Raw genomic sequence first — 25842 nt, 5'->3', positions numbered from 1 at the left:
CCCCGGCCGGCCGCGTGATGATGGTCCTGTCAGTCCTTGCCCTGTGCGTGCCCATCGTCGTGCCGTGGGCCTGGCTGTCGCGGCCGGTGGAGCCGGCGCCCGAGGCGCCGCGCACGATCCTGCTCCCCGGGGGCGGGCCGGTCGCCGACGATGCGCGCATTCCGCGCCGGCTCTGGTCGTACTGGCACTCGGACGACGTGCCGGTGGTGGTCCGGCGGTGCCTCGACAACTGGCGCCGGATGTGCCCGGACTGGGAGATCCACCTGGTCCTGGGCAGCGAGCTGTCCCGCCACGTCGACCCGGCATCGCTCCCGGCCGGCTTCGACCAGCTGACCCCGGCGCGGCGCTCGGACTGGCTGCGGCTGCACCTGATCGCCCGCCACGGCGGCGTGTGGCTCGACGCCAGCACCATCCTGACCGGATCGCTCGACTGGCTCGTCGAGGCGCAGGCCGAAAGCCGCGCCGAGTACCTGGGCTTCTACCTCGAGGGCTTCTGCGTGCCCGGACGCACGCCGGTGATCGACAGCTGGGCGATGGCCGCGCCGCCGGGGATGCCGTTCGTGCGCGCCTGGGCGGAGGAGCTCGATCGCGCGCTCGCCACCGGCGACGACGCCTACCTTGAGGCGTTGCGCCGCGAGGGCCGCTACGAACGCCTGCTGCAGAAGATCTCGCGCCCGGCCTACCTGATCATCCACGTCTGCGCCCAGGCCGTGCTCGACACCGGGCGACCCTACCGCCTGCAGCTGTGGCGCGCGGAAGACTCCGCGTACTTCCTCCACCATGCCTCGCACTGGCGGCGCCCGGGCCTGTTCCTCCGCCTGCTCGCGCGCCCGGCGCCGCTTCGCGCGCCGCGCCTGGTCAAGCTGCGTGGCGGCGAGCGCAACAAGCTGGAAGCCTACGTCGCCCGCGGCCTGATGCGGCGCGACAGCATCGCCGGGCGCTACCTGGCCTGACCGCCGCCGCTCAGCGCAGCCAGCCCCGCCGGCCGAGGGTGCGGCCCGCGCGCCAGGCGCGCAGCCACCAGCCGCGCGCGCGGTATTCGGCCAGCACCGCGCGCAGCCCGCCCGGGAACACCCGGGCGATCTCCGCCACGCATTCGCGCGCCAGCGCGTCGTCGTCGCGCGGCACCTTGCGCGCCAGGGCGGCGAAGGTCCGCATGCAGAAGTACTCCAGCGCGCGCCGCGTGTCCGCCGACACGCCGCCGGGGCTCGCCAGCACCCCCGCATGCAGCTCGCGCAGCGATGCGAGCAGGTCGCGCGACTTGTCCGGCGTCATCCGCGCCATGATGCTGTCGCCGCGCTGGCGGTATCCCACCCACGGCCGCGGCACGTGCCGCCAGCGCGCGACCCGCGCGCACAGCGGCGCGACCACCGCCATGTCCTCGAAATAGCGCCCTTCGGGAAACCTTGCCGCCTGCCAGGCCTCGCGCACGGCGATCTTCGACCAGGCGTGCAGCTGGCGGCCTTCCAGCAGTCCGGTGAGCAGCGCGTCGTGATCGCTGCCGCCGTCGCCCGCGCGCCCGCCGAAGCCCGGCCGGCGCGCGCGTCCGCGCAGCGGCCCGTAGGGCGTGCCGTGCTCGCGCAGCAGGCGGAAGTCGCACAGCACCAGGTCGGGCGCCTCGCGTTCGACCACCTCGCGCAGGCCCGCGATCGCGCCCGGCAGCAGCACGTCGTCGGAATCGAGGAACCACAGGTAGCGCCCGCGCGCGGCCTCCGCCAGGCTGTTGCGGGCCGCGGACAGGCCACGGTTGCGCGCATGCGCCAGGGTGCGGATGCGGCCGGGATGCGCACGCTGCAGGTCCGCCACCACCGCCATCGCCGCATCGGGCGAGGCGTCGTCGAGGACCAGCAGTTCCACGCCCGCGTCGGCCTGCCCCAGCACCGAGTCCAGGCAGGCGCGGACGTAGCGCTCGACGTTGTAGACGGGCACCAGGACGCTCAACCAGGGCGCGTCGGCGGGCTGCGGCATCGGGAATCCGGGACAGGGAACGGGAACGGGCGCGAGTCTATCCTGCACGCCGACGCGCGCGCCGCGCGGGGTCAGCCGGCCTTCACCAGGGCGGCATAGAAGAACCCGTCCATGCCGTCCTCGCCCGGCAGGCGCTGGCGGCCCGCGCCCGAGGCGTGGCCGAACGTCGTGTCGAGCGCCTGCGCCGACGCGTCCGGGGTGCGCGCGAGGAACGCCGCGACCTGGGCCTCGTTCTCCACGCGCAGGATCGAACAGGTGGCGTACACCAGGCGCCCGCCCGGCGCGAGCAGCGGCCACAACGCCTCGAGCAGGCGCGACTGCAGCGCGACCAGCGCGTCGACGTCGGACGGGCGGCGGTGCAGCAGCACGTCGGGCTGGCGGCGCACGATGCCGGTCGCCGAGCAGGGCGCATCGACCAGGACCGCGTCGAACGGTTCGCCGTCCCACCACGCCTTCGGCTCCGCGGCGTCGGCCGCGAGCAGCCGCGCGCCCTCGCCGACCCCGAGGCGGGCATGGGTCTCGGCCACGCGCCGCAGCCGACGCGCATCGACGTCGATCGCGGTCAGCCGCAGCGCGGGATCGCGCTCGAGCAGGTGCGCCGACTTGCCGCCGGGCGCGGCGCAGGCGTCGAGCACGCGCGCGCCGGGCGGCGGCGCGAGCGCGTCGGCCACGCACTGCGCGGCTCCGTCCTGCACCGAGACGTCGCCTTCGGCGAATCCGGGCAGCGTCGTCGGCGCCACGGGGGCATCGACGCGCAAGGCATCCGGAAGACCTTCCACCCGCTGCGCCTCGATGCCCGCCTCGCGCAAGCGAGCGGCGTAGTCGTCGCGCGTGGTGCGGCGGCGGTTGACCCGCAGCCAGGTGGGCGCCTGCTGCGTACTTGCTGCGAAGATCGCTTCGGCCTGGCCGGGCCAGTCCTCGCGGACCCGCGCGCGGAGCCATTGCGGCCAGGCGTCCCCGGGCGCGGCCGCCGGCAGGCCCTCGCGCTGGGCGCGGCGCAGCAGCGCGTTCACCAGTCCGGCCTGGTGCGGCCGATCCAGCGCGCGCGCCGCGTCCACGGTGGCCGCGAGCGCCGCATGCGCCGGCAGCGCGAGCGGATCGAGCTGGGCCAGGCCCGCGTGCAGCAGCGCGCGCAGCGGGGCGTCGCGCCGTGGCAGCGGACGCGGCATCCACGCCGCGAGCGCGGCGTCGGCCCGCGCGCGCTGGCGCAGGGCGGCGAAGCAGATGGCTTCGACCAGCGCGCGGTCGCGCGGGTCGGGCAAGTCCGGCAGCGCCTGCGCGAGTTCGGTCTTGAGCGATCGCCCCCGGTGCATCACCGCGTCGAGCACACGCGCCGCGCACACCCGCACCGCGACGCCCGGCGGAAGCGCACGCCCGCTCACTGTTGCGGGCCGGGGCGCAGCTCGCGCCGCGCGTTGACGTAGTCGGCGGCGGTGATGGCCCTGCCGCCGGCGCGCTGCAGCGTGCGGATGCGCAGCGCGCCCTCGCCGCAGGCGATGTCGATGCCGTCGCGGCCGGCATGCAGGAGCGCGCCCGGCGCCGCGTCGTGGGCCAGCGGCAGAGCGACCGCGGCATGGATGCGCACCAGGTCGCCCGCGACCTCCGCCTCGGCCACCGGCCAGGGATGGAAGGCCCGCACCTTGCGCGCCAGCACTTCGGCCGGTTGCGTCCAGTCCAGTCGCGCCTCTGCCTTTTCGAGCTTGTGCGCGTAGGTCACGCCGGCCTCGGGCTGCGGCGTGGGCACCGGGCGGATCCCGCTCTGCAGCAGGGCCAGGCCGTCGTCGAGCACCTGCGCGCCGAGCGCGGCCAGGCGGTCGTGGAGCTGGCCGGCGGTCTCGTCTGGACCGATCGGCAGCGTGCGCGACAGCAGCACCGGGCCGGTGTCCAGGCCCTGCTCCATCTGCATCAGGCACACGCCGGTTTCCGCGTCGCCGGCTTCGATCGCGCGCTGGATCGGGGCCGCGCCGCGCCAGCGCGGCAGCAGCGAGGCATGCACGTTCCAGCAGCCGTGGGTCGGGATCTCCAGCACCCGCGGCGGCAGCAGCAGCCCGTAGGCGACCACGATCATCAGGTCCGGGCGCAGCGCGCGCAGCGCCCGGCGCGCCTCCACCGTGCGCAGCGTCTGCGGCTGGCGGACCTCGAAGCCGAGCCGCTGCGCCTCGCGCTTGACCGGCGGGGCGGCCATGCCGCGCCCGCGCCCGGCCGGACGGTCGGGCTGGGTGTAGACCGCCACCACCTCGCCGCGGGCCGCGGCCACGCGCAGGCTGGGGACGGCGAACTCGGGGGTTCCGGCGAAGACCAGGCGCATCGGGGTCGGACGGCGGGGATCGGGCGGTGCGGAGGGCCGGGCGATCGGCGCCACGGGCCGACCGCCCCGGGCCACCGCTAGCGCGCCTCCCTGCGCAGCTTCTCCAGGCGCTTGATCGCCCGGTCGCGCTTGAGCGCGGACAGGTGGTCGATGAAGAGCTTGCCGTCGAGGTGGTCGACCTCGTGCTGGATGCAGGTCGCCAGCAGGCCGTCGACCCGCAGCTCGAACGGCTTGCCGTGGCGGTCGAGCGCCTCGACCACGATGCCGTCGGGCCGGGTGACGTCGGCGTACACCCCGGGGATGGACAGGCAGCCCTCCTGGTGCAGGCGCAGTTCGGCCGAGCGCTCGCGGATCACCGGGTTGATGAACGCCAGCGGCTGGTCGCGGCCTTCGGTGACGTCGATCACCATGAAGCGCTGATGGGTGTCGACCTGGGTCGCCGCCAGGCCGATCCCCGGCGCTTCGTACATGGTCTGGAACATGTCGTCGAGCAGCCGCTGGAAGGCCGGATCGTGGACCTGGCCCGGATCGACCGGGCGAGCGACCGTGCGCAGCCGCGGATGGGGATATTCGAGGATGGGGAGCAGGGCCATGGGCGCAAAGGGTGGCAGCGGTCACAACCGCGCGGGACGACCGCTTATTGTACCCCCCATCGGCTTGCAACCGCCTGCGGTTTGTACGTTATAGTGCCCCCGCTGCACGGGGAAATCTTCAAGGGGAGCAAATAGATGGCCCGCATGCTTCAGCGCCTTTCTCAGGGGCTCCGCACCACGTGCGTGGTCGCCCTGATGACCGTGGCGACCTATGCCGCTGCCCAAACCATGCGCGGCGACCATCCCGACACCTACGTGGTCGAGCGCGGCGACACCCTGTGGGACATCGCCGGCCGCTTCCTGCAGCGCCCCTGGCTGTGGCCCGAGATCTGGCAGGCCAACCCGCAGATCGCCAATCCCCACCTCATCTACCCCGGCGACGTGATCAGCCTGGCCTACCTCAACCGCGTGACCGCCGAACCCGGTCCGCGCGAGGAGGCGCCGATCAACGCCATCCCGCTCTCCGAGGTCGAACCCTTCCTCAAGGACCTGCGCGTGGTCGACGCGTTCGAGCACCTGCCCTACGTGGTCGGCCTCGAGGAAGACCGCCTGCGCGCCACCCAGGGCCAGGTCGCGTACATCCGCGGGCTCCCCTCGGCGGCGCCGGGCCAGCGCTACGCCGTGGTGCGCCCGACCGTGCGCTACACGCACGTCTCGCGCGACAGCTTGTGCTGTGACCTGTTCCACACCGACGACCTCGATTTCCGCGGTCGCCGCACCATCGACTTCCAGCAGTACTGGACCAACGTGCTCACGCCCGACAAGGGCCAGGAGCTGCTGGGCTACGAACTGCAGCGGGTCAACGTGGGCACCATCACCCGCGGCGAGGTCGGCGGCATCCAGGCCAGCACCCTGCTGCTCGACGAGACCGGCCGCGAGGTGCGCGTGGGCGACCGCCTGATCCCGGTCGACGCCCAGCCCTACGACCTGCAGTTCTTCCCGCACGCGCCGGCACACCAGCTCGACTACGGCCGCGCGCGCGTGCTGGCGGTGGCCGACGCCCTTGCCCACGGCGGCCCGCGCGACGTGATCGTGCTGTCGGTCGGCGCGCGCGAGGGCGTGGACAACGGCACCGTGTTCTCGCTCTGGCGCGAGGGCACCAACACCATCGACCGCGTCGAGAAGGGCGCCGACCGCGACCCCGATACCGTGTTCCACGAGAACAAGGTACGCCTGCCCGACGAGTTCGCCGGCCACGCCATGGTGTTCCGCACCTACGACAAGGTCAGCTACGCGCTGGTGATGGACAGCATCAAGCCGACCCGCGTCGGCTACCACCTCAAGCATCCGGACGCGCCCTACTGATCCTGGGGCGCCGCGCCGGGCGCGGGCTTTTCCTACGGTTTCCGCCAGCGGTGCCTTCGGGCGCCGCTGGCGTTTGCGCGCCATGCTGCCGGCATGACCCAGGACGATCTCGCCCTGCTGCGGCTGCTCGCCGCCGGTGGCGCCTCGGCGCCGCGCCGGCGGCTGCTCGAACGCTACGGCAGCCCCGCGCGCGCCATCGAGGCCGGGATCGCGGCCTGGCGCGACGCAGGCCTGGACGCCGCCCAGGTCCGCGCGCTGGAGGCGGCCCGGCCGTCGCCGCACGCGCGGGACTGGCTGGCCGTGCCCGGCCAGCGCCTGCTCGGCTGGCACGACCCGGACTACCCGGCGCTGTTGCGGCGGATGCCGGCGCCGCCGCTGGGCCTGTTCGTGGCCGGCGACGCCGGCCTGCTCTGGCACCCGTGCGTGGCCGTGGTCGGCACCCGCGCGCCCACCGCGGGCGGCCGCGACCACGCCCGGGGTTTCGCCACCGCGCTGGCACGCGCGGGACTGGGCGTGTGCAGCGGCCTGGCCGCCGGGATCGATACCGTGGCCCACGGCGCCGCGCTGGAGGCCGGGGGCGCCACCATCGCGGTCCTCGGCAGCGGCCTGGACCGCCCCTATCCGCGCGCCAACGCCGGCCTGCTGCGCGAGGTGGCCGCCCGCGGCGTGGCGGTGAGCGAGCACCCGCCGGGCACCGGCGCGCGCCGCGAGCACTTCCCCGCCCGCAACCGGATCATCGCCGGGCTGTCGCTGGGGACGCTGGTGGTCGAGGCGGCGCACCGCTCCGGCGCCCTGATCACGGCCCGCCTGGCGGCCGACGCGGGACGCGAGGTGTTCGCCATCCCCGGCTCGATCCGCAACCCCATGGCGCGCGGCTGCCACCGCCTGCTCCGCGACGGCGCGGTGCTGGTCGAAGAGCCGGCCGAGGTGGTCGCGGCCCTGGGCCCGGTGGCGCAGGCCTTGGCCGATGCCTTGCGAACCCGGCTCCAGGCCCCCATCAACGCGGCTGGACACGCTTGCGAGGCCGTGTCCAACGCGTCGCCGAGGCCCGATCCGGACTACCAGCGCTTGTGGTCGGCTCTCGGCCACGACCCAAGCCCTATGGATCAGCTGCTCGAACGCACCGGATTGACGGCCGCGCAGGCCTCGTCCATGCTGCTGCTCATGGAGCTGGATGGCCGGGTCGTGCAGGCGCACGGCCGATATGCCCGAAAGTCCTGACACACCGCGCCACACGGGGCGCAGGCCGGGGGGAAATGAAAGAGAGCATCCTGGACGTCCTGCTCTACCTGTTCGAACACTACTTCAGTGAAGACGCGGACCTGGTCCGCGACCGCGACTCCCTCCAGGCCGGCCTGCTCCAGGCCGGATTCAGCCCGGCGGAAATCAGCAAGGCGTTCGACTGGCTCGATGCCCTGGCCGACCAGCGCCCGGTGGCGGAAGCGGCCCGCAGCGACGGCCCGACCCGGGTCTATTTCGGGCCGGAGCTGGACAAGCTCGACGTCGAATGCCGCGGCTTCCTGCTGTTCCTGGAGCAACACGGGATCCTCGACGCCCAGCAGCGCGAACTGGTGCTGGACCGGGCGATGGCCCTGGACCAGGACGAACTGGACCTGGACGACCTCAAGTGGGTGGTGCTGATGGTGCTGTTCAACCAGCCCGGCAGCGAGGCCGCCTACGCGTGGATGGAAACGCAGATGTTCGCGGACGAGCCCGAGCCGGTGCACTGATCCGGGCCGACGTTTCCGTCCGCGCCATCGCCAACGGTCCATGGGCCTGGTGTTCCGGGGCGCCGCGCCGCGGCCGCGCCTGGAGGCGTTCATCGGCCTTCACCGGCCGCCCCGACCCGCAGCGGCGGGAACCGGGACGGTCGCCCGGGCGCGATCGTGCCCGCGCTGGGCCTGCTGGCCCCGGCGGTGCCCGCGGCCCTGATCCCGGTCCTGGCCCGCTGAGGGCCGCCCCCTGCCGCGGCGGGCGCCGCCGCGCTTGACAGGCCCGCATGGGCCGTGATTCCACTATATAAGGAGTGCCGGCCCCCTTCCGGCCCCGTCGAGCACGCCCGGGCAAGCCCCGGGCGTCGTGTTCTTCCGAAGTCCCGAGCGGCGCGGCCCGGAGGCCGCGCCCGGATGCCATCCCCGATGCCCAAGCACCTCCTCATCGTCGAGTCGCCCGCCAAGGCCAGGACGATCAACAAGTACCTCGGCAAGGACTTCCAGGTCCTGGCCTCGTACGGCCACGTCCGCGACCTGGTGCCCAAGGAGGGCGCGGTCGACCCCGACGACGGCTTCCGGATGCGCTACGAGCTGATCGACAAGAACGAGAAGCACGTCGACGCGATCGCCAAGGCGGCGAAGGCGGCCGACAGCATCTGGCTGGCCACCGACCCGGACCGCGAAGGCGAGGCGATCAGCTGGCACATCGCCGAGATCCTGCGCGAGCGCGGCCTGCTCGACGGCAAGCAGCTGCGGCGGGTGGTGTTCACCGAGATCACCCCGCGCGCGATCCGCGAGGCCATGGACCAGCCGCGCGACATCGCCGGCGAACTGGTCGATGCCCAGCAGGCGCGGCGCGCGCTCGACTACCTGGTGGGGTTCAACCTCTCGCCGGTCCTGTGGCGCAAGATCAAGGCCGGGCTGTCGGCCGGTCGGGTGCAGTCGCCGGCGCTGCGCATGATCGTCGAGCGCGAGGAGGAGATCGAAGCCTTCAAGCCGCGCGAGTACTGGACCATCGAGGCCGCGTGCGCGCACCCCTCGCAGCCGTTCAACGCCCGGCTGGTCAAGCTCGACGGGCAGAAGGTCGAGCAGTTCACGATCACCGACGCCGCCACCGCCGAGGCCGCGCGCGAACGCATCGCCGCCGCCGCCCAGGGCTCGCTGCACGTCACCGACGTCGCCAGCAAGGAGCGCAAGCGCCGCCCGTCACCGCCGTTCACCACCTCCACCCTGCAGCAGGAAGCCGCGCGCAAGCTCGGCTTCACCACCCGCCGCACCATGCAGGTGGCGCAGAAGCTGTACGAGGGCGTGGCGATCGGCGAGGAAGGCACGGTCGGCCTGATCACCTACATGCGTACCGACTCGGTGAACCTGTCGCAGGACGCGCTGGGCGAGATCCGTGACGTGATCGCGCGCGACTACGGCACCGCCTCGGTGCCCGACAAGCCCAACGTCTACCAGACCAAGAGCAAGAACGCGCAGGAGGCGCACGAAGCGGTGCGCCCGACGTCCGCGCTGCGCACCCCGGCACAGGTCGCGCGCTTCCTGTCCGAGGACGAGCGCCGTCTGTACGAACTGGTGTGGAAGCGCACGATCGCCTCGCAGATGATCCCGGCCACGCTCAACACCGTCACCGTCGACCTGGCCGCCGGCGCCGAGCACGCGTTCCGCGCCTCGGGCACCACCGTGGTCGTGCCCGGCTTCCTGGCCGTGTACGAGGAAGGCAAGGACAGCAAGGGCAAGGAGGACGAGGACGAGGGCCGCAAGCTGCCGGCGATGAAGCTCGGCGACCGGATCGCGCTCGAGAAGGTCCAGACCGACCAGCACTTCACCCAGCCGCCGCCGCGCTACACCGAGGCCTCGCTGGTCAAGGCACTGGAGGAATACGGCATCGGCCGCCCCTCCACCTACGCCTCGATCATCCAGACCCTGCTCGGCAAGCAGTACGCGGTGCTCGACGGCCGCGCGTTCAAGCCCACCGACGTGGGCCGCGCGGTATCGAAGTTCCTCAGCAACCACTTCACCCGCTACGTCGACTACGACTTCACCGCCAGGCTCGAGGACGAGCTCGACGCGGTCAGCCGCGGCGAGGAGGAGTGGGTGCCGCTGATGGAAAAGTTCTGGGGCCCGTTCAAGGAGCAGGTGGACGAGAAGAAGGCCACGCTCGACAAGACCGACGCCGGCAGCGTGCGCGTGCTCGGCGAGGATCCGGCGAGCGGACGCCAGGTGAGCGCGCGCATCGGCAGGTTCGGCCCGCTGGTGCAGATCGGCACGGTCGAGGACGAGGAGAAGCCGCGCTTCGCCTCGCTGCGCCCCGGCCAGAGCATCTACTCGATCACGCTCGAGGAGGCGCTCGAGCTGTTCCGCCTGCCGCGCGTGCTGGGCGAGAGCAACGGCATGGAGGTGAGCGTGGGCATCGGCCGCTTCGGCCCGTTCGCCCGCCGTGGCGACACCTACGCCTCGCTCAAGGCCGGCGACGACCCGTACAAGATCGACCTGGAGCGCGCGGTGGCGCTGATCGAGGAGAAGGAGGAGATCGCGCGCAACCGGGTGATCAAGGAGTTCCCCGGCAGCGACATCCAGGTGCTCAACGGCCGCTTCGGCCCGTACCTGAGCGATGGCCGGCTCAACGGCAAGATCCCCAAGGACCGCGACCCCGCCAGCCTGACCCTGGAGGAGGCGACCCGCCTGCTCGAGGAGACCGGCAAGCCGGCGCGGCGCGGCTTCGGCGCGAAGAAGGCCGCGGCGAAGAAGGCGGCGACCAGGAAGGCTCCTGCGAAGAAGGCGGCGGCGAAGGCGTCCACGGCGAAGAAGGCCGCGAAGAAGGCGACGGCGAAGAAGGCCGCGCGCCCGCTCTCGGGCGACGTCGAGCCGGCGCGCCCGCTGGTGACCGCGGCGCGCTTCGAGCCGGGCAAGAAGCGGGTGGTGAAGAAGACCGACGCGGCGCCGTTCTGAGCCGCGGCGGGCGCCGGCGCGCGGCGCATGGATTGGGCTAAGCTGCCGCGATGCTCGAACGCGGCGATATCGAGCGGGCGGTGGCCGTGCTGCGCGCGGGCGGGCTGCTCGCCTACCCCACCGAAGGCGTCTGGGGCCTGGGCTGCGATCCGTTCTCGCGGCCCGCGGTCACGCGCCTGCTCGCGCTCAAGCAGCGCGACGTCGCCAAGGGACTGATCCTGGTCGCGGCCTCGGCCGCGCAGCTCGACGGTCTGCTCGACTGGGACACGCTGGACCCGTCCTCGCGCGACGCGGTGCTGGCCAGCTGGCCCGGGCCGCACACCTGGGTGGTGCCGGCGACCGCGGCCGTGCCCGGCTGGATCCGCGGCGCGCACGAGGCGGTCGCGGTGCGGGTCAGCGCGCATCCGGTGGTGGCCGCGCTGTGCGATGCCTGGGGCGGTCCGCTGGTCTCGACCAGCGCCAACCGCGGCGGCAAGCCCGCGCCGGTCTCGCGCGACGGGCTGGCGGCGGACATCGTCGCCGGCGTCGACCTGGTGGTTGCCGGAGAAACTTCCGGACTGGGCCAGCCGAGCAGCCTGCGCGATGCCCGCACGGGTGTCCATCTGCGCTGAGACCGGCATGATTTCGTGGTGGTTCGATTGCATCGGAAACCAACCCGAAACCATTATTGCCGCGTCGCACAAATTGTGATTTATTCGACCCGAGTGGATGCTCGGCCGGGCATGTTTTCCCTGCGTACCGGCACTGTTTCCCACCCCGCCGCCCTTCCCACCCAACGACGAGCACGACGATGCGGGCACACCCGGATCGGGGCCTCCACGACCCCGCAAGCGAGCACGACAGCTGTGGTTTCGGACTGATCGCCAGGATCGAGGGCGATGCCGAGCGCAGGATCGTGGACATCGCCCTGGAAGCCCTGTCGCGCATGGCGCACCGCGGTGGCGTCAATGCCGACGGGCTGACCGGCGACGGCTGCGGCGTGCTGATCCATGGCGCCGACCGCTTCGTGCGCACGATCGCGGCCGAGTCGCGGATCGCGCTCCACGCCGGGCCGGTGGCCGCCGGCCTGGTGTTCCTGCCGCACGCCGAGGCCGACGCGGCGCGCTGCCGCCGCGAGCTCGAACGGCAGCTGGCCAGGGTGGACGCGCGGGTGGCGGGTTGGCGCGTGGTGACGCTGGACCTGGACGCCTGCGGCACGCTGGCCCGCGCGTCCGCGCCGCGCGTCGAGCAGGTCTTCGTCGAAAGCGACGAGGCCGACGTCGACGCACTCGAACGCGCCCTGTTCCTCGCCCGCCGGCGCGCCGAGGAAGCGCTGGCGGCGATCGCGGACTTCTACGTGGTGAGCCTCTCGCCACGACTGCTCGGCTACAAGGGCATGGTCCTGCCCAGCCACCTGCGCCAGCTGTTCCCCGACCTCTCCCACCCGGCGCTGGCCGCGCGCGCGGTGGTCTTCCACCAGCGCTTCTCCACCAACACCCTGCCGCGCTGGCCGCTGGCGCATCCGTTCCGGCGCCTGGCCCACAACGGCGAGATCAACAGCATCGAGGGCAACCGCCGCTGGGCGCAGGCGCGCAAGGCGGTGTGGAAGTCGCCGCTGCTGGACGTGTCCGAGTTCTCGTCCACCGTGGCCATGCACGGCTCGGACTCGCAGTCGCTCGACAACATGCTCGAGTGGCTGCTGCTGGGCGGCATGGACATGCTGCAGGCGATGCGGATCCTGATCCCGCCGGCGACCCAGTCGCTGGAGTACAAGGACACCGACCTCGCCGCGTTCTACGAGTACTACTCGATCAATTCCGAACCCTGGGACGGCCCGGCCGGCGTGGTGATGTGCGACGGCCGCTTCGCCGCCTGCACGCTCGATCGCAACGGCCTGCGCCCGGCGCGCTGGACCCTGTCGAAGGACGGCGTGTTCGTGATCGCCTCCGAAGCCGGCGTGTGGGACCTGCCGCCGGAACAGGTCCAGGCCAAGGGCAAGCTCGGTCCGGGCGAGATGATCGCGGTCGACCTGGAAGGCGCACGCCTGCTGGACAACGACGCGATCGACGACGTCAACCGCACCCGCGCACCCTACAAGCAGTGGCTCAAGCGCGGCATGAGCTGGCTGCACACCGAGCTGATCGATCCGGCGCTGACCGACGCGCCGTTCACCTCCGAGACCCTACTCGCGTTCCAGAAGCTGTTCCAGCTCTCGCGCGAGGAGCAGGAGTCGGTGCTGCGTCCGCTCGCCGAGACCGAGCAGGAAGGCATCGGCTCGATGGGCGACGACGTGCCGATGGCCGCGATCAGCCAGCGCGTACGTGCACTTTACGACTGCTTCCGCGAGGCCTTCGCCCAGGTGACCAACCCGCCGATCGACCCGCTGCGCGAGGAGTGCGTGATGTCGCTCTCCACCCAGATCGGGCGCGAGGGCAACCTGTTCCTGGACCAGGCCGAGAACGTCCACCACGTGATGCTCAACTCGCCGGTGCTGTCGCAGCGCAAGCTGTACCAGCTGCTGGCGCTGCCGCGGTTCGCCTCCTCGCACCGCTACATCGATCTGTACTTCGACCGCCGCACCGGACTGCGCGGCGCGCTCGAGCGGATCTGCGCCGAGGCCGAGGCGGCCGTGCGCGAAGGCACCGAGCTGCTGATCCTCAGCGACCGGCGCCCGCGCCAGGGCCACGCCGCGGTGCACGCCCTGCTGGCCACCGGCGCGGTCCACCTGCACCTGGTGCGCAAGGGCCTGCGCTGCGACTGCAACCTGATCATCGAGACCGGCACCGCCCGCGACCCGCACCACTTCGCCTGCCTGATCGGCTTCGGCGCCACCGCTGTCTATCCATACCTGGCCTACCAGACGCTGGCCGCGCTCGCGCGCCGCGGCCTGCTCGGCGGCAAGACCGGCAACGAACCGACCCAGTTCGGCCGCAGCTACCGGCGCGGGGTCAAGAAGGGCCTGCTCAAGATCCTGTCGAAGATGGGCATCGGCAGCATCGCCAGCTACCGCGGCGCGCAGCTGTTCGAGATCGTGGGCCTGGCCGACGAGGTGGTGTCGCTGTGCTTCGAGGGCACACCCTCGCGCATCGGCGGCGCCGGCTTCGAGCGCCTGGAGCGCGACGCCTGGACCCTGGCCGAGCACGGCTGGGACGACACCGCCCTGCCCGAGCCCGGCGGCCTGCTGCGCTACGTCCACGGCGGCGAGTACCACCAGTACAACCCGGACGTGGTCCAGAGCCTGCAGCGCGCGGTCCTCACCGGCACCCGCGAGGACTGGAAGGCCTACACCGACCACGTCAACCAGCGCCCGCCGGCGGCGTTGCGCGACCTGCTGCGGATCAAGCCGCTCGGCCCGCCGGTGCCGCTGGACGAGGTCGAACCGGTGTCGTCGATCGTCAGGCGCTTCGACAGCGCGGCGATGAGCCTGGGCGCGCTCTCGCCCGAGGCGCACGAGGCGCTGGCGATCGCGATGAACCGGCTCGGCGGCCGCAGCAACTCCGGCGAGGGCGGCGAGGACCCGGCCCGCTACGGCACCGAGAAGCGCAGCAAGATCAAGCAGATCGCGTCGGGCCGCTTCGGCGTCACGCCCGAGTACCTGATCAACGCCGAGGTGCTGCAGATCAAGATCGCGCAGGGCGCCAAGCCCGGCGAGGGCGGCCAGCTGCCCGGCAGCAAGGTCGATGCGCTGATCGCGCGGCTGCGCTACGCGCGCCCGGGCATCGGCCTGATCTCGCCGCCGCCGCACCACGACATCTATTCGATCGAGGACCTCGCGCAGCTGATCTTCGACCTGCGCCAGGTCAATCCGGAGGCGCTGATCTCGGTCAAGCTGGTTTCGCACGCGGGCGTGGGCACGATCGCCGCCGGCGTGGTCAAGGCCGGCGCCGACCTGATCACCATCTCCGGCCACGACGGCGGCACCGGCGCCAGCCCGCTGGGTTCGATCCGCTACGCCGGCGTGCCCTGGGAGCTGGGCCTGTCGGAGGCGCGCCAGGCGCTGCAGGCCAACGCGCTGCGCGAGCGCGTGCTGCTGCAGACCGATGGCGGCCTCAAGTCCGGCCTGGACGTGGTCAAGGCGGCGATGCTCGGCGCCGACAGTTTCGGCTTCGGCACCGCGCCGATGATCGCGCTCGGCTGCAAGTACCTGCGCATCTGCCACCTCAACAACTGCGCCACCGGCGTCGCCACCCAGGACGCGCGCCTGCGGTCGCAGCACTTCACCGGCCTGCCGGAGCGGGTGGAGAACTTCTTCCGCAACCTGGCCGAGGACGTGCGCGAGCTGCTGGCCTCGCTCGGGGCCCGCCGCCTCGACGAGATCATCGGCCGCACCGACCTGCTCGAGCAGCACCTGCACCACACCCGCGACGGCGTCGACATCGACCTGTCGCGGCTGCTGGCGCGCGATCCGCACCAGCCCGCGTCGTGGTGCGGCGCGCCGGCGCTGCAGGCGCCGCCCGACGGCCTGGCCGCACGCCTGGAGGCCGACCTGTCCGACGTGGTCGCGCGCGCGGCCGGCGGCGAGTACAGCTATCCGATCGCCAACACCGACCGCAGCATCGGCACCCGCCTGTCGGGCCTGATCGCCCGCCACCACGGCAACACCGGGATGGCGGCGCGGCCGCTGACCCTGCGCCTGACCGGCACCGCGGGCCAGAGCTTCGGCGCGTTCAACGCCGGCGGCCTGCACCTGCACCTGGAAGGCGACGCCAACGACTACGTCGGCAAGGGCATGGCCGGCGGCAGCATCGTGATCCGCCCGCCGCGCGGCAGCGCGTTCGAGTCGCGGCTCGCGCCGATCCTCGGCAACACCTGCCTGTACGGCGCCACCGGCGGCGAGCTCTACGCGGCCGGGCGCGCCGGCGAGCGCTTCGCGGTGCGCAACTCGGGCGCGGTCGCCGTGGTCGAGGGCGCCGGCGACCACTGCTGCGAGTACATGACCGGCGGCACCGTGGTGGTACTCGGCCGCACCGGGCTGAACTTCGGCGCCGGCTTCACCGGCGGCCTGGCCTACGTGCTCGACCTCGACCGCGACTTCGTCGACCGCTACAACCACGAGCTGATCGACATCGTCCGGATCTCGGCCGAGGGCTTCGACAACTACCGCCAGCACCTGACCGACCTGCTGGAGAGCCACGCGCGCCTGACCGGCAGCGCGTGGAGCGCGCGGATCCTCGACGAGTTCCGCGACTTCGTCGGCAAGTTCTGGCTGGTCAAGCCGAAGGCGGCCAGCCTCGAGGCGCTGGCACACGAACTGCGGAGGGCCGCGTGATGGCGGCCGGTGGTGCTTCGCTGGTGAAGGAAGTGGGCATGCGCGTGGCGGACCGGCACGTCGCCGGCACCCCGCCCGCGCGCGGCGGCATCGCCGTTCCCGACTTCCCGCCACCGCGACACCACCGACCACGGTTTTCCCATGAGCAAGAAGCAGGTCTTCCAGTTCCTCGACGTCCCGCGTGACATGCCGCGCAAGGTGCCGCTGGAGCTGCGCACCGAAGGCGACTGGAACGAACTCTACGGCCGCTTCGGCCAGGCCGAGGCGGCGCACCAGGCCGGACGCTGCCTCGACTGCGGCAACCCGTACTGCGAGGCCAGGTGCCCGGTCCACAACTACATCCCCAACTGGCTGCAGCTGGTGGAGGAAGGCCGCATCCTCGAGGCCGCGGCGCTGTGCCACGAGACCAACCCGCTGCCCGAGATGTGCGGCCGCGTGTGCCCGCAGGACCGCCTGTGCGAAGGCGCCTGCACGCTCAACGCCGGCTTCGGCGCGGTGACCATCGGCGCGGTGGAGAAGTACATCGTCGATACCGCGTTCGAGCAGGGCTGGCGCCCGGACCTGTCCAAGGTGGTGCCCACCGGCCGCCAGGTGGCGATCGTCGGCGCCGGCCCGGCGGGCCTGGCGTGCGCCGACCGCCTGGCGCGCGCCGGCATCGGCGCGACCGTGTTCGACCGCTACGAGCAGATCGGTGGCCTGCTCCAGTTCGGCATCCCCAGCTTCAAGCTCGACAAGGCGGTGATCGACACCCGCCGCGAGGTGCTCGAGGAGATGGGCGTGCGCTTCCGCCTCGGCGTGGAGGTCGGCCGCGACGTGGCGCTCGGCACGCTGCTCAAGGACTACGACGCGGTGTTCCTTGGCCTGGGCGCCTACCGCTACACCGACGGCGGCCTGCCTGGCCAGGACCTGCGCGGGGTGCTGCCGGCGCTGCCGTTCCTGGTCCAGAACGGCCGCATCGTCACCGGCCGCGAACCGCACGGCCGCCCGATCGCGGGCTGGGAGTCCCACATCGAGCTTCCGGACCTGGCCGGCAAGCGCGTGGTGGTGCTCGGCGGTGGCGACACCGGCATGGACTGCGTGCGCTCGGCCGTGCGCCTGGGCGCGGCCAGCGTCACCTGCGCCTACCGCCGCGACGAGGCCAACATGCCCGGCTCGGCGCGCGAGGTGGCCAACGCTCGCGAGGAAGGCGTGCGCTTCCTGTTCAACCGCCAGCCGCTGGCGATCCAGTCGCAGGACGGCAGCCATGCCAGCGGCGTGCGCGTGGTCGAGACCCGGCTCGGCGAGCCGGACGACAAGGGTCGCCGCTCGCCGGTGCCGATCCCCGGCAGCGAATCGGTGATCGAGGCCGACGTGGTGATCATCGCGTTCGGCTTCTCGCCGCGCGTACCCGAGTGGCTGGCGAGCGCGGGCGTCCAGGCGCGCGAGAACGGCCGCATCATCGTCGGCGGCGGCGAGCGCCTGCCCTACCAGACCACGCATCCGCGCCTGTTCGCCGGCGGCGACTGCGTGCGCGGCGCCGACCTGGTGGTGACCGCGGTCCAGGAAGGGCGCGACGCGGCGCGCTCGATCGCCCACCTGCTGCGCAGCGAGGCCGACCACCCGCACTCGGCACTGGACGCGGCCTGAGCCCTCGGCCGCGCCGGGGGCGCGGCTGCGCGCGGTTTGCCAGGCGCGGCGGATGCTTCCAAGATGGCGCCATGCGCCCGCTTCCGACCGCCTGCCTGCTGGTGGCCGCGCTGCTCGCCCTCCCGGCGCGTGCGACCGATCCGGTCACGGTGTACCGCTGCACCGGTGCCGACGGCCACGTGACCCTGGGCGACCGGCCCTGCGCCAACGGCGCCCGCCAGGAGGTGCGCACCCTGCAGCGGCCGGTCGACCGCCCGCTGCCGCCGCCCGCGCCCGCGGCGCCGGCCCCCGCCGAGGAGCCGGCCACGCCCCCGGAGCCGCAGGTGGTGGTGGTGCATGCGCCACAGCCGATGTACGAATGCGTGACGCCGGACGGCGAGCGCTACACCAGCGACACCGGCGACGGCAATCCGCGCTGGGTGCCGCTGTGGACCCTGGGTTATCGGAGCGGCGCCCGCGGCACGCCGCCGTCCGCCGATCGTGGCGGCGCGCTGGGCGAGTTCTACGCCCAGCGCCCGGCCTGGGGCCGGGTCGGCGCGCCCACGCCGCGCCCGTCGCCCCCGGCCGGCGCCGGCACCCGGCCCGACCGGGGCCGGCCGCACCGGCCCGGCCACGCGGACCTGGGCGGCCCCGGCACCTGGATCCGCGACACCTGCCACGCGCTGCCGCAGGCCGAGGTCTGCGCACGCCTGGTGGACCGGCGCGAGGAGATCCGGCGCCGCTTCTTCAACGCCCAGGAGCGCGAGCGCGACGCGCTGCGGAAGGAGGAGCGCGGCATCAACCACCGCCTGGCGGCGGACTGCGGGCAGCGCTGATGCGCCGGCCGGTCCTGCGCGGGTGGCTCCTGGCGTGCCTGCTGCCGGCCTGGGCGGCGCCGGCGGTGGCCGGCGACGCGGACACGATCTACCGCTGCACCGCCGCCAACGGCCAGGTCACGATCCAGAACGGCACGCCCTGCCCCGCCGGCACCCGCCAGGAGATCCGCCGGGTGGAGGCGCTGCCGACCCGCCCACCGCCATCCGGCGGTGGGCGGGTCGTGACCGGGGAGCCGGCCTACCAGCCACCGCCGCTGTCCGACTTCGTGCTGGTGGCCGGGCCGCGCGACGACGACGGACCGCTGCGCCCGGAGCTGCCGCGCGCGGCCAAGATCGCCAATACCGACCGGCTGCCGCCACCTCCGATCTACCAGTGTGAGACCTGGGACAACGACAGCTACGTCAGCGAGGATCCCGCGCCCAAGCCGCGCTGCGTGCGGCTGGACACCGGCGGCGTCGGCCAGGCCTGCGAGATGAAGTACGACCTGTGCGCGCGCATCGGCGACCGGGCCGCGTGCGATGGCTGGAAGCGGCGCCAGCGCGAGATCGAGTCCGCCTGGCGGCACGCGCGCGGGCCGGACAAGCCGGCGCTGCAGGAGGAGTTCGCGCGGGTGACCGCGATCCTGGTGGACTCCACCTGCGCCATGCAGCCGTGAGCACCGCGCTGGCGCCGCAGCCGCTCAGCCCGGCGCGTCGAACGTGATCCGCACCGCGTCCGGCCGCCCGGTACCGCGGCGGACGCGACGACCGCGATCAGAACCCGTAGCGCAGGAAGCCGCCGTCCACGGCGATGCACTCGCCGGTGATGTAGCCGGCCGCCGGCAGGCACAGGAACGCGACCGCCGCCGCCACCTCCTCCGGCTCGCCGATCCGGCCCATCGGCGTGCGCAGCAGCACCTCGTCCAGGTAGTCGGGATCGGCCAGCTTGCCGGAGGTCCGGCGGGTGCGGATGTACCAGGGCGCGACCGAGTTGACCCGCACCCCGTCCTCGGCCCACTCCGCCGCGAGGTTGCGCGTCATCTGGTGCAGCGCGGCCTTGCTCATCCCGTAGGGCGCGCCGGTGCGCACGTGGGTGAGGCCCGAGACGCTGCCGACGTTGACGATGCAGGAACTCGCGTGGCGGGTGAGCAGCGGATGCGCGTAGCGGCACAGCTCGAAGGCGCTGAACAGGTTGACCTCGAAGATCTCGCGCCACTCGTCCTCGGTGTAGTCGTTGGCCGCGCGGCTGAGGTTGCCGCCGGCGTTGTTGACCAGGATGTGCAGGCCTCCGCCCTGGTCCTCGACCCAGTCGAGCACCTCGCGCCGCTGCTCCTCGTCGGCCACGTCGCCGATGAAGGCGCGCACGTCGCCGTCGGGGAACTCCTCGGCCAGTTCGTCGCGCGCGGCCTCGAGCGCGTCGCCGCTGCGGGCCACGATCAGCACCGTGGCGCCGAAGCCCAGCAGTTCGCGCGCGATCGCGCGGCCGATGCCGGCGCTGCCGCCGGTGACCAGGGCGAGCTGCCCGTCCAGCCGCCACCGATGGGGGTCCATGCCTGCCTCCGTTGCGTGTGGGGCGTAGGATACCGCCGCGCGGCACGCGCCGGGCCGCGCCGCTACTGCGGCGGCTGGCACGAGTCGCGGATGATCAGGTGCGGGCGCACGCTGGCCACCGCGCGCGCCTCGCCCTCGCCCTGCAGCAGCATCGCGGCGGCGATGCGGCCGGTGTCGCGCGTGTCGCGGCGCACGGAAGTCAGCGGCGGCCACAGCCGCGACGCGAGCGGGCTGTCGTCGTAGCCGACCACCGACAGCTGCTGCGGGATCTGGATCCCTGCCCGCATCGCCACCCGGTACACCCCCGCAGCCATCTCGTCGTTGAAACAGAAGATGGCGGTCGGGCGCTGCCTGGCTCCGAGCAGCTTCTCGGCCGCGGCCACGCCCGACTCGAAGGTGTAGCCCGCCTCCACCACCCGCGACTTCGGCACCTCGATCCCGCGCCGCTGCAGCGCCCCGACGAAGCCCTCGGTCCGCTCCATCGCCGAGCGGTAGGCCGCCGGGCCGGTGATCATCGCGATGTCGCGGTGGCCCAGGGTCTGCAGGTAGTCGGCCACCTCGGCCGCGCCGTCGCGGTCGTGGGTGATCACCGAACGCTCGGGCGCGTCCAGGCACACCGCGGCCACGCGCGCGTAGCGGCAGCCCACTTCCTGCAGCATGTCGGCCAGCGCCTGGTCCTCCGAGACCCGCGGCACCAGCATCACTCCGTGCAGCTTCTGCTGCAGGACGAAGCTGCGCACGCCCGACACGTAGTCCGGGCTGCGGCTGTCACAGGGATGCACCACCAGCTCGAAGCCGGAGTTGCGCAGCGCGTCGAGCGCGCCGTACTGGAAGTCGACGATGTACTGGGCGGTCGGGTTGTCGTAGATCATGCCGATCAGGAACGAACGCCGGAACGCCAGCCCGCGCGCCAGCGGGTCGGGCACGTAGCCCACCTCGCGCATCAGCGCCTCGACCTTCTCGCGCGTGTCCGCACGCACCAGCGGCGAGCGGTTGATGACCCGCGACACGGTCTTCTTGGACACCCCCGCCAGGCGCGCGATGTCGTTGATCGTGGCAGCCCGGCCCGTGATCCCGTGCCGGGCCGCCTCTTCCCTGCGGTTGCGTGGCATGACCTGCCCCGATCCCCTCGAGATACCGGCGCGGACAGTCTATCGCGGCGGCGAACGGGGCGGCCGCGCCGACGCGCCGGCACGATGCCCGCGACACGGGCACCGTCGCGCGCCCCGGTCGGCATCCCGGGCCGGGCCGGGCCCATAATGGATCCCGGCAACATCGAACGTCCCGCACGGCCGCCGGCCACCGCGCACCGGACGCGCGGCCGGCGACCGCGTCGCGGGCACCGCGGACGCCGCCAGCCGGACGCCACCATCGAGGAAGCGCGTATGTCGAGTCGCATCGCCTGTTTCGGAGAGCTGCTGCTGCGCCTGGGGGCGCCGGGGCGCGAGCTGCTGCTGCAGTCGCCGCGGCTGGAGGCGTGGATCGGCGGCGCCGAGGCCAACGTCGGCGTGTCCCTGGCCCGCTTCGGCCACGAGGTGGCGATGCTGGGGACGGTCGCCGACAACGCCCTGGGCCGCGCCGCGCTCGGCGAGCTGCGCCGCCACGGGGTCGATACCGGCGGCGTGCGCCTGGCGCCGGGCCGCATGGGCCTGTACTTCCTCGCCACCGGCGCCGGGCACCGCCCGAGCGAGGTGCTGTACGACCGCGCCGGCTCCGCCTTCGCCACCGCCGACGCCGGGGCCTACGACTGGCCGCGGCTGCTGCACGGCGCGGCCTGGCTGCACCTGTCGGGGATCACGCCGGCGCTGGGTCCGGCCAGCGCGCGCGCGGCCGCGCAGGCGGTGCGCGCGGCGGTCGACCACGGCGTGCGGGTCTCGTTCGACGGCAATTTCCGGCCGATGCTCTGGGCGGCCTGGGACGGCGACCCGGCCACGATGTTGCGGCCGCTGCTCGAAGGCGCGGAGATCGCCTTCGCCGACCAGCGCGACGTCGACGTCGTGCTCGGCCCCGACCCCGGCGCCGGCGACGACGAACCCCGCGAACACCGCTTCGCGCGCGCCGCCCGGCGCGCCTTCGACGCCTTTCCGCGCCTGCGGCGCATCGCCTGCACCACGCGCCGCCAGGCGAGCGTGGAGCACCACGCCCTGGGGGCGCTGATGGCCACCCGCGACGGCGAGCTGCACCGGGTCGAGGAGCGTCCCGTGCCCGGCATCGTCGACCGCATCGGCGGCGGCGACGCCTTCGCCGCCGGGGTGCTGCACGGCCTGCTGTCGGGCTGGGACGATGCCGACAGCCTGCGGTTCGGGCACGCCGCCGGCTGCCTCAAGCATGCGGTGCCGGGCGACTTCAACCTGTGCGGCGAGGACGAAGTGCTCGCCGTGGTGCGCGGCGAACGCCTGGACGTGAAACGCTGAGCGGCAGCGCGGGCGCGGCGCCGCCCGCGCCCGTCACAGGCCGCAGAAGCAGTGCGCGAGCACCTTCACCGGTGCGCCGTCGCGCGACTGCAGCACCTGGTCGAGCAGGCGCAGGTCGCGCTCGGCCTGCGGCGCCGCGCGCGACAGCAGGCTGCGCGCCAGGTCCGAGTCACGCAGCCAGCCCTGCGCCAGCCGGCCCTGCAGGAAGCCGCTGAACCAGCGCTCGAACGGCGTGGCGCCGCGCTCGACGTAACGCACCCGCCAGGTCCGCGGCTCGCCCAGGCGCGCGCGCGACGCGGCTTCGGCGATCGCCGCGCGCAGGCCGCCGAACTCGTCCACCAGGCCGCGCTCGCGCGCCTGCGCGCCGGTCCACACCCGCCCGCGCGCGACCTCGTCGATCTGCTCGGGGGTGCGGCCGCGGCCCTGGGCGACCCGACCGATGAAGTCGCGGTAGCCCTTCTCGATGTAGGACTGGACCACCTGCGCCAGCTCCGGCGACAGCGGCCGCGCCAGGTCGAACGCCCCGGCCATGCGCGTGGTCGCCACGCCGTCGGTGTGCACGCCGATCTTGTCCAGCGCGCGCGGGAAGGTCGGCACCAGGCCGAAGATGCCGATCGATCCGGTGATCGTCGACGGGTCGGCGAAGATCCGGTCGGCGTCCATGCTGATCCAGTAGCCGCCGGAGGCGGCGACGTCGCCGAACGAGACCACCACCGGCTTGTCGGCCTGCTTGAGCGCGAGCACCTCGCGCCGGATGATCTCGGAGGCGAAGGCCGAGCCGCCGGGCGAGTTCACCCGCAGCACCACCGCCTTCACGTGTTCGTCCTCGCGCGCCTCGCGCAGCAGGGCCGCGGTCGACTCGCTGCCGATCCGGCCCGGCGGCTGCCGGCCCTCGACGATCTCGCCCTCGGCCACCACCACCGCCACCTGCGGGCGGCGCGGGTCGAGACCGCGCCCGGCGCCCTCGACGTTGCGCAGGTAGTCGAAGAAGCCGACCTGGCGGAAGCCACCCTCGGCGTCCTCGTCGGCCACGCCGCGCTCGGCCAGCAGCCGCTCGACCTCCTCGCGGGTCTTCAGCCCGTCCACCAGCTTGTGTTCAAGCGCGTAGCGGGCGGTGTCGCCCTGCACCGCGGCGATGCCTTCGGGCAGGCCGTCGACCGCGGCGGCCAGGTGTCCGGCGCTGGTCCCCCGCAGGCGCGCCACGTCCTCGAGGTAGCGCCGCCACACCTCGCCGCGCCAGAACAGGTCGGCCTCCTTCGCCTCGGGCGAGGCGTCGTCGCGCACGAACGGCTCGGCGGCGGACTTGTACTCGCCCACCTTGAACAGGTGCATGTCGATGCCGAGCTTGTCCTGCAGGCCTTCGCGGTAGAACTGGCGGTAGCCGCTCAGTCCCAGCAGCAGCACCTCGCCCTCGGGATCGAGGTAGACCTCGTCGGCGTGCGCGGCCAGCAGGTACTGGGCCTGGGTGAAGCGCTCGCCGAACGCGACCACCTGCTTGCCCGCCGCGCGCAGCTCGTCGATCGCCTCGCCGAGCTCGCGCAGGGAGGCGAAACCGGAGAACGACATCCGGTCCACCCGCAGCAGCACGCGCTCGATCTTCGCGTCCTCGCGCGCGGCATCGAGCACCGCCAGCAAATCGCGCAGCTGCACTTCCGCCGGGCCCTGGCCGAAGGTGCCCATGAACGAGCGGCTCACCGGGTCGCTGGTGTACTGCTCGACCAGCCGCGCCTCCGGCGCGATCACCAGCGTACTGCGCTCGTGTACCGGCACCACCGCCCCGCGCCCGCCGGCAATCGCCAGCAGCACGAGCAGCAGCAGGAAGAAGAACAGCAGGTTCAGCACCAGCCGGCGCACGAAGTTCATGCCGTTCCAGACGCCGACGATGGCGCGCAGCAGCGGGCCGCGCGGAGACACCTGACTCATGGGTGAAATCACTCCGTATCCAGGCCGCCAGAGTACCCGGCCAACCTCCTGTTTTCATGCGCCGTTGGTCACCCGGCCCGTCGCCGCCAGCGCCGCCGGCCGGCTGCTGCGCAGGAAACGCGCCGCCATCAGCACCGCCGCCACCGCCAGCCCCGCAATCAGGCCGGTCCACATCCCCCGCGGGCCCCAGCCCAGGCCCAGGCCGAGCCCCGCCCCCAGCGGCATGCCGATGCCCCAGTAGGCCAGCGCGGCGATGAACATCGGCACCCGGGTGTCCCGGAGTCCGCGCAGGGCGCCGGCCGAAAGCACCTGGATCCCGTCGGGGAACTGGAACGCCGCCGCGAACAGCAACAGCGACCCGGCCAGCGAAGCCACCGCCACGTCGTGGGTGTAGATCGCCACGATCGCGCCGTGCCCGCCCAGCAGCACCGTGGCCGAGACCGCCTGCGTCGCCAGCACCAGCACCAGCCCCGCCAGCGCCGCGCGGCGCACGCCGTACGCACCGCGGCCGGCGCCCAGCGCGTGCCCCACCCGCACCGTGGTGGCCTCGGCCAGGCCGAAGGGCACCATGAAGCACAGGCTCGCGACGTTGATCGCGATCTGGTGCGCGGCCACTTCCAGCTCGCCGATCCGGCCGATCAGCAGGGCGGTCACCACGAACAGCCCGCCCTCCATCGCCACGGTCACCCCGATCGGAAGCCCCGTGCGCAGCAGCGAGCCGATCTCGCCCCGGCGCGGCAGTTCGAACCGGTCGAACAGGCGCAGCGCGGAGAACCGCCGCGACCGGGCCAGGTACAGCACGAAGCCGGCCACCTGCGCCCACATCATGATCGCCGAGGCCAACCCGAGCCCGCCGGCGCCGCCCTCGGGCAAGCCGAACGCGCCGAAGGTGAACGCGTAGCCCAGCGGCAGCAGCACCAGCAGTCCGCCGAAGCCGAAGGCCATGGTCGGCAGCGTCCAGTGCAGGCCGTCGCACAGGTAGCGCAGGCACAAGTACACGGTCAGCGCCGGCACGCCCCAGCGGATGCCGCCGAGGAACGCGGCCGCGTCCGGGCGCACGTCCACCGCGATGCCCATCGGTTCGAGCACGTGGCGCCCGAGGCCGAGCAGCACGAACAGCAGCAGGCCCAGTCCCAGCGCGAGCCACAGCGCCTGCCGGAACAGCGGCCCGACCTCGGCGCGGCGCCCGGCGCCGTCGAGCTGCGACACCGAGGGCGGCAGCGCCATCAGCGTGCCCATCGGCACCAGCATCACCAGCCAGAACATGGCCGTGCCCACCGCCACCCCGGCGAGGGTGGAGGTGCCGTGGCGGCCGGCGATGACGTTGTCGACGAAGCCGATCAGGCCGGTGGCGAAGTGGCCGGCGACCAGCGGCGCGGCGAGCGCTGCGGTCGTGCGCACTTCCTCGCGCAGGCGCGCCGGCGTTGCGGACGGGGACATGGTGG

Annotated in this window: 19 protein-coding genes; 11 read left to right on the top strand and 8 right to left on the bottom strand. The window is 73.3% G+C overall.

The features are described from left to right. Window positions 1-17: 17 nt before the first annotated feature. Window positions 18-953 carry a glycosyltransferase family 32 protein gene (locus tag FQY79_RS10110; protein ID WP_146312790.1) on the top strand — a complete coding sequence of 312 codons (936 nt, stop codon included), beginning with the start codon at window positions 18-20 and terminating at the stop codon, window positions 951-953. A gap of 10 nt (window positions 954-963) precedes the next feature. Here FQY79_RS10110 and FQY79_RS10105 read toward each other — a convergent pair whose 3' ends face one another. From FQY79_RS10105 to def, 4 genes are all read right to left on the bottom strand, one after another. After that, the gene (locus tag FQY79_RS10105) at window positions 964-1968 is read right to left on the bottom strand and encodes a glycosyltransferase family 2 protein (protein WP_146312789.1); all 1005 of its coding nucleotides are present in this window, start codon (window positions 1966-1968) and stop codon (window positions 964-966) included. 71 nt (window positions 1969-2039) lie between these two features. Further along, window positions 2040-3350, bottom strand: coding sequence for a 16S rRNA (cytosine(967)-C(5))-methyltransferase RsmB (gene rsmB / locus FQY79_RS10100; RefSeq protein WP_027071526.1), 1311 nt, complete (start codon window positions 3348-3350; stop codon window positions 2040-2042). Further along, a complete protein-coding gene (gene fmt / locus FQY79_RS10095; RefSeq protein WP_146312788.1) occupies window positions 3347-4276 on the bottom strand; it encodes a methionyl-tRNA formyltransferase in 930 nt (309 codons plus the stop codon). The genes rsmB and fmt overlap by 4 nt, the downstream gene beginning before the upstream one ends. A gap of 77 nt (window positions 4277-4353) precedes the next feature. Then, window positions 4354-4869, bottom strand: coding sequence for a peptide deformylase (gene def, locus FQY79_RS10090; RefSeq protein ID WP_146312787.1), 516 nt, complete (start codon window positions 4867-4869; stop codon window positions 4354-4356). Between the two features lie 144 nt (window positions 4870-5013). On the opposite strand from def, the gene FQY79_RS10085 reads away from it, so the two are divergent. The 9 genes from FQY79_RS10085 to FQY79_RS10045 all read left to right on the top strand — a co-directional run bounded on the left by FQY79_RS10085 (window position 5014) and on the right by FQY79_RS10045 (window position 19186). Beyond that, the gene (locus tag FQY79_RS10085) at window positions 5014-6174 is read left to right on the top strand and encodes a LysM peptidoglycan-binding domain-containing protein (protein WP_146312823.1); all 1161 of its coding nucleotides are present in this window, start codon (window positions 5014-5016) and stop codon (window positions 6172-6174) included. A 93-nt stretch (window positions 6175-6267) separates the two neighbouring features. Then, entirely contained in the window at window positions 6268-7395 is a 1128-nt protein-coding gene (gene dprA, locus FQY79_RS10080; protein ID WP_146312786.1) for a DNA-processing protein DprA, read from the top strand. Window positions 7396-7430: 35 nt separating this feature from the next. Continuing rightward, window positions 7431-7904 carry a DUF494 family protein gene (locus FQY79_RS10075; RefSeq protein ID WP_146312785.1) on the top strand — a complete coding sequence of 158 codons (474 nt, stop codon included), beginning with the start codon at window positions 7431-7433 and terminating at the stop codon, window positions 7902-7904. A gap of 408 nt (window positions 7905-8312) precedes the next feature. Further along, entirely contained in the window at window positions 8313-10841 is a 2529-nt protein-coding gene (locus FQY79_RS10070; protein WP_146312784.1) for a DNA topoisomerase I, read from the top strand. 50 nt (window positions 10842-10891) lie between these two features. Next, complete coding sequence (gene tsaC, locus FQY79_RS10065; protein WP_146312783.1) at window positions 10892-11452, top strand: L-threonylcarbamoyladenylate synthase type 1 TsaC; 561 nt, start codon at window positions 10892-10894, stop codon at window positions 11450-11452. 179 nt (window positions 11453-11631) lie between these two features. Next, window positions 11632-16089 carry a glutamate synthase large subunit gene (gene gltB / locus FQY79_RS10060; protein WP_146312782.1) on the top strand — a complete coding sequence of 1486 codons (4458 nt, stop codon included), beginning with the start codon at window positions 11632-11634 and terminating at the stop codon, window positions 16087-16089. 141 nt (window positions 16090-16230) lie between these two features. Continuing rightward, the gene (locus tag FQY79_RS10055; protein WP_146312781.1) at window positions 16231-17715 is read left to right on the top strand and encodes an FAD-dependent oxidoreductase; all 1485 of its coding nucleotides are present in this window, start codon (window positions 16231-16233) and stop codon (window positions 17713-17715) included. Window positions 17716-17786: 71 nt separating this feature from the next. Then, complete coding sequence (locus FQY79_RS10050) at window positions 17787-18530, top strand: DUF4124 domain-containing protein (RefSeq protein ID WP_146312780.1); 744 nt, start codon at window positions 17787-17789, stop codon at window positions 18528-18530. Further along, window positions 18530-19186 carry a DUF4124 domain-containing protein gene (locus FQY79_RS10045; protein ID WP_146312779.1) on the top strand — a complete coding sequence of 219 codons (657 nt, stop codon included), beginning with the start codon at window positions 18530-18532 and terminating at the stop codon, window positions 19184-19186. Before FQY79_RS10050 ends, FQY79_RS10045 begins: the two co-directional genes overlap by 1 nt. A gap of 97 nt (window positions 19187-19283) precedes the next feature. Here FQY79_RS10045 and FQY79_RS10040 read toward each other — a convergent pair whose 3' ends face one another. Both FQY79_RS10040 and FQY79_RS10035 read right to left on the bottom strand, forming a co-directional pair. Then, window positions 19284-20060 carry an SDR family oxidoreductase gene (locus FQY79_RS10040; RefSeq protein ID WP_146312778.1) on the bottom strand — a complete coding sequence of 259 codons (777 nt, stop codon included), beginning with the start codon at window positions 20058-20060 and terminating at the stop codon, window positions 19284-19286. A gap of 62 nt (window positions 20061-20122) precedes the next feature. Further along, complete coding sequence (locus tag FQY79_RS10035; RefSeq protein WP_146312777.1) at window positions 20123-21172, bottom strand: LacI family DNA-binding transcriptional regulator; 1050 nt, start codon at window positions 21170-21172, stop codon at window positions 20123-20125. Window positions 21173-21445: 273 nt separating this feature from the next. Here FQY79_RS10035 and FQY79_RS10030 point away from each other — a divergent pair, with 273 nt between their 5' ends. Further along, window positions 21446-22474, top strand: coding sequence for a sugar kinase (locus FQY79_RS10030; RefSeq protein ID WP_146312776.1), 1029 nt, complete (start codon window positions 21446-21448; stop codon window positions 22472-22474). A gap of 33 nt (window positions 22475-22507) precedes the next feature. On the opposite strand, the gene sppA is transcribed toward FQY79_RS10030, so the two are convergent. Beyond that, window positions 22508-24397, bottom strand: coding sequence for a signal peptide peptidase SppA (gene sppA / locus FQY79_RS10025; RefSeq protein WP_146312775.1), 1890 nt, complete (start codon window positions 24395-24397; stop codon window positions 22508-22510). 54 nt (window positions 24398-24451) lie between these two features. Next, on the bottom strand, window positions 24452-25837 hold the full coding sequence (locus FQY79_RS10020; RefSeq protein WP_146312774.1) for an MATE family efflux transporter: 1386 nt from the start codon (window positions 25835-25837) through the stop codon (window positions 24452-24454). Window positions 25838-25842: the final 5 nt, after the last annotated feature.

It is taken from the genome of Luteimonas wenzhouensis, assembly GCF_007859305.1.
GTDB classification, from domain to species: domain Bacteria; phylum Pseudomonadota; class Gammaproteobacteria; order Xanthomonadales; family Xanthomonadaceae; genus Luteimonas; species Luteimonas wenzhouensis.
Note: the sequence above shows the minus strand (reverse complement) of the source record. Positions and strands in the feature narration are given on the sequence as shown.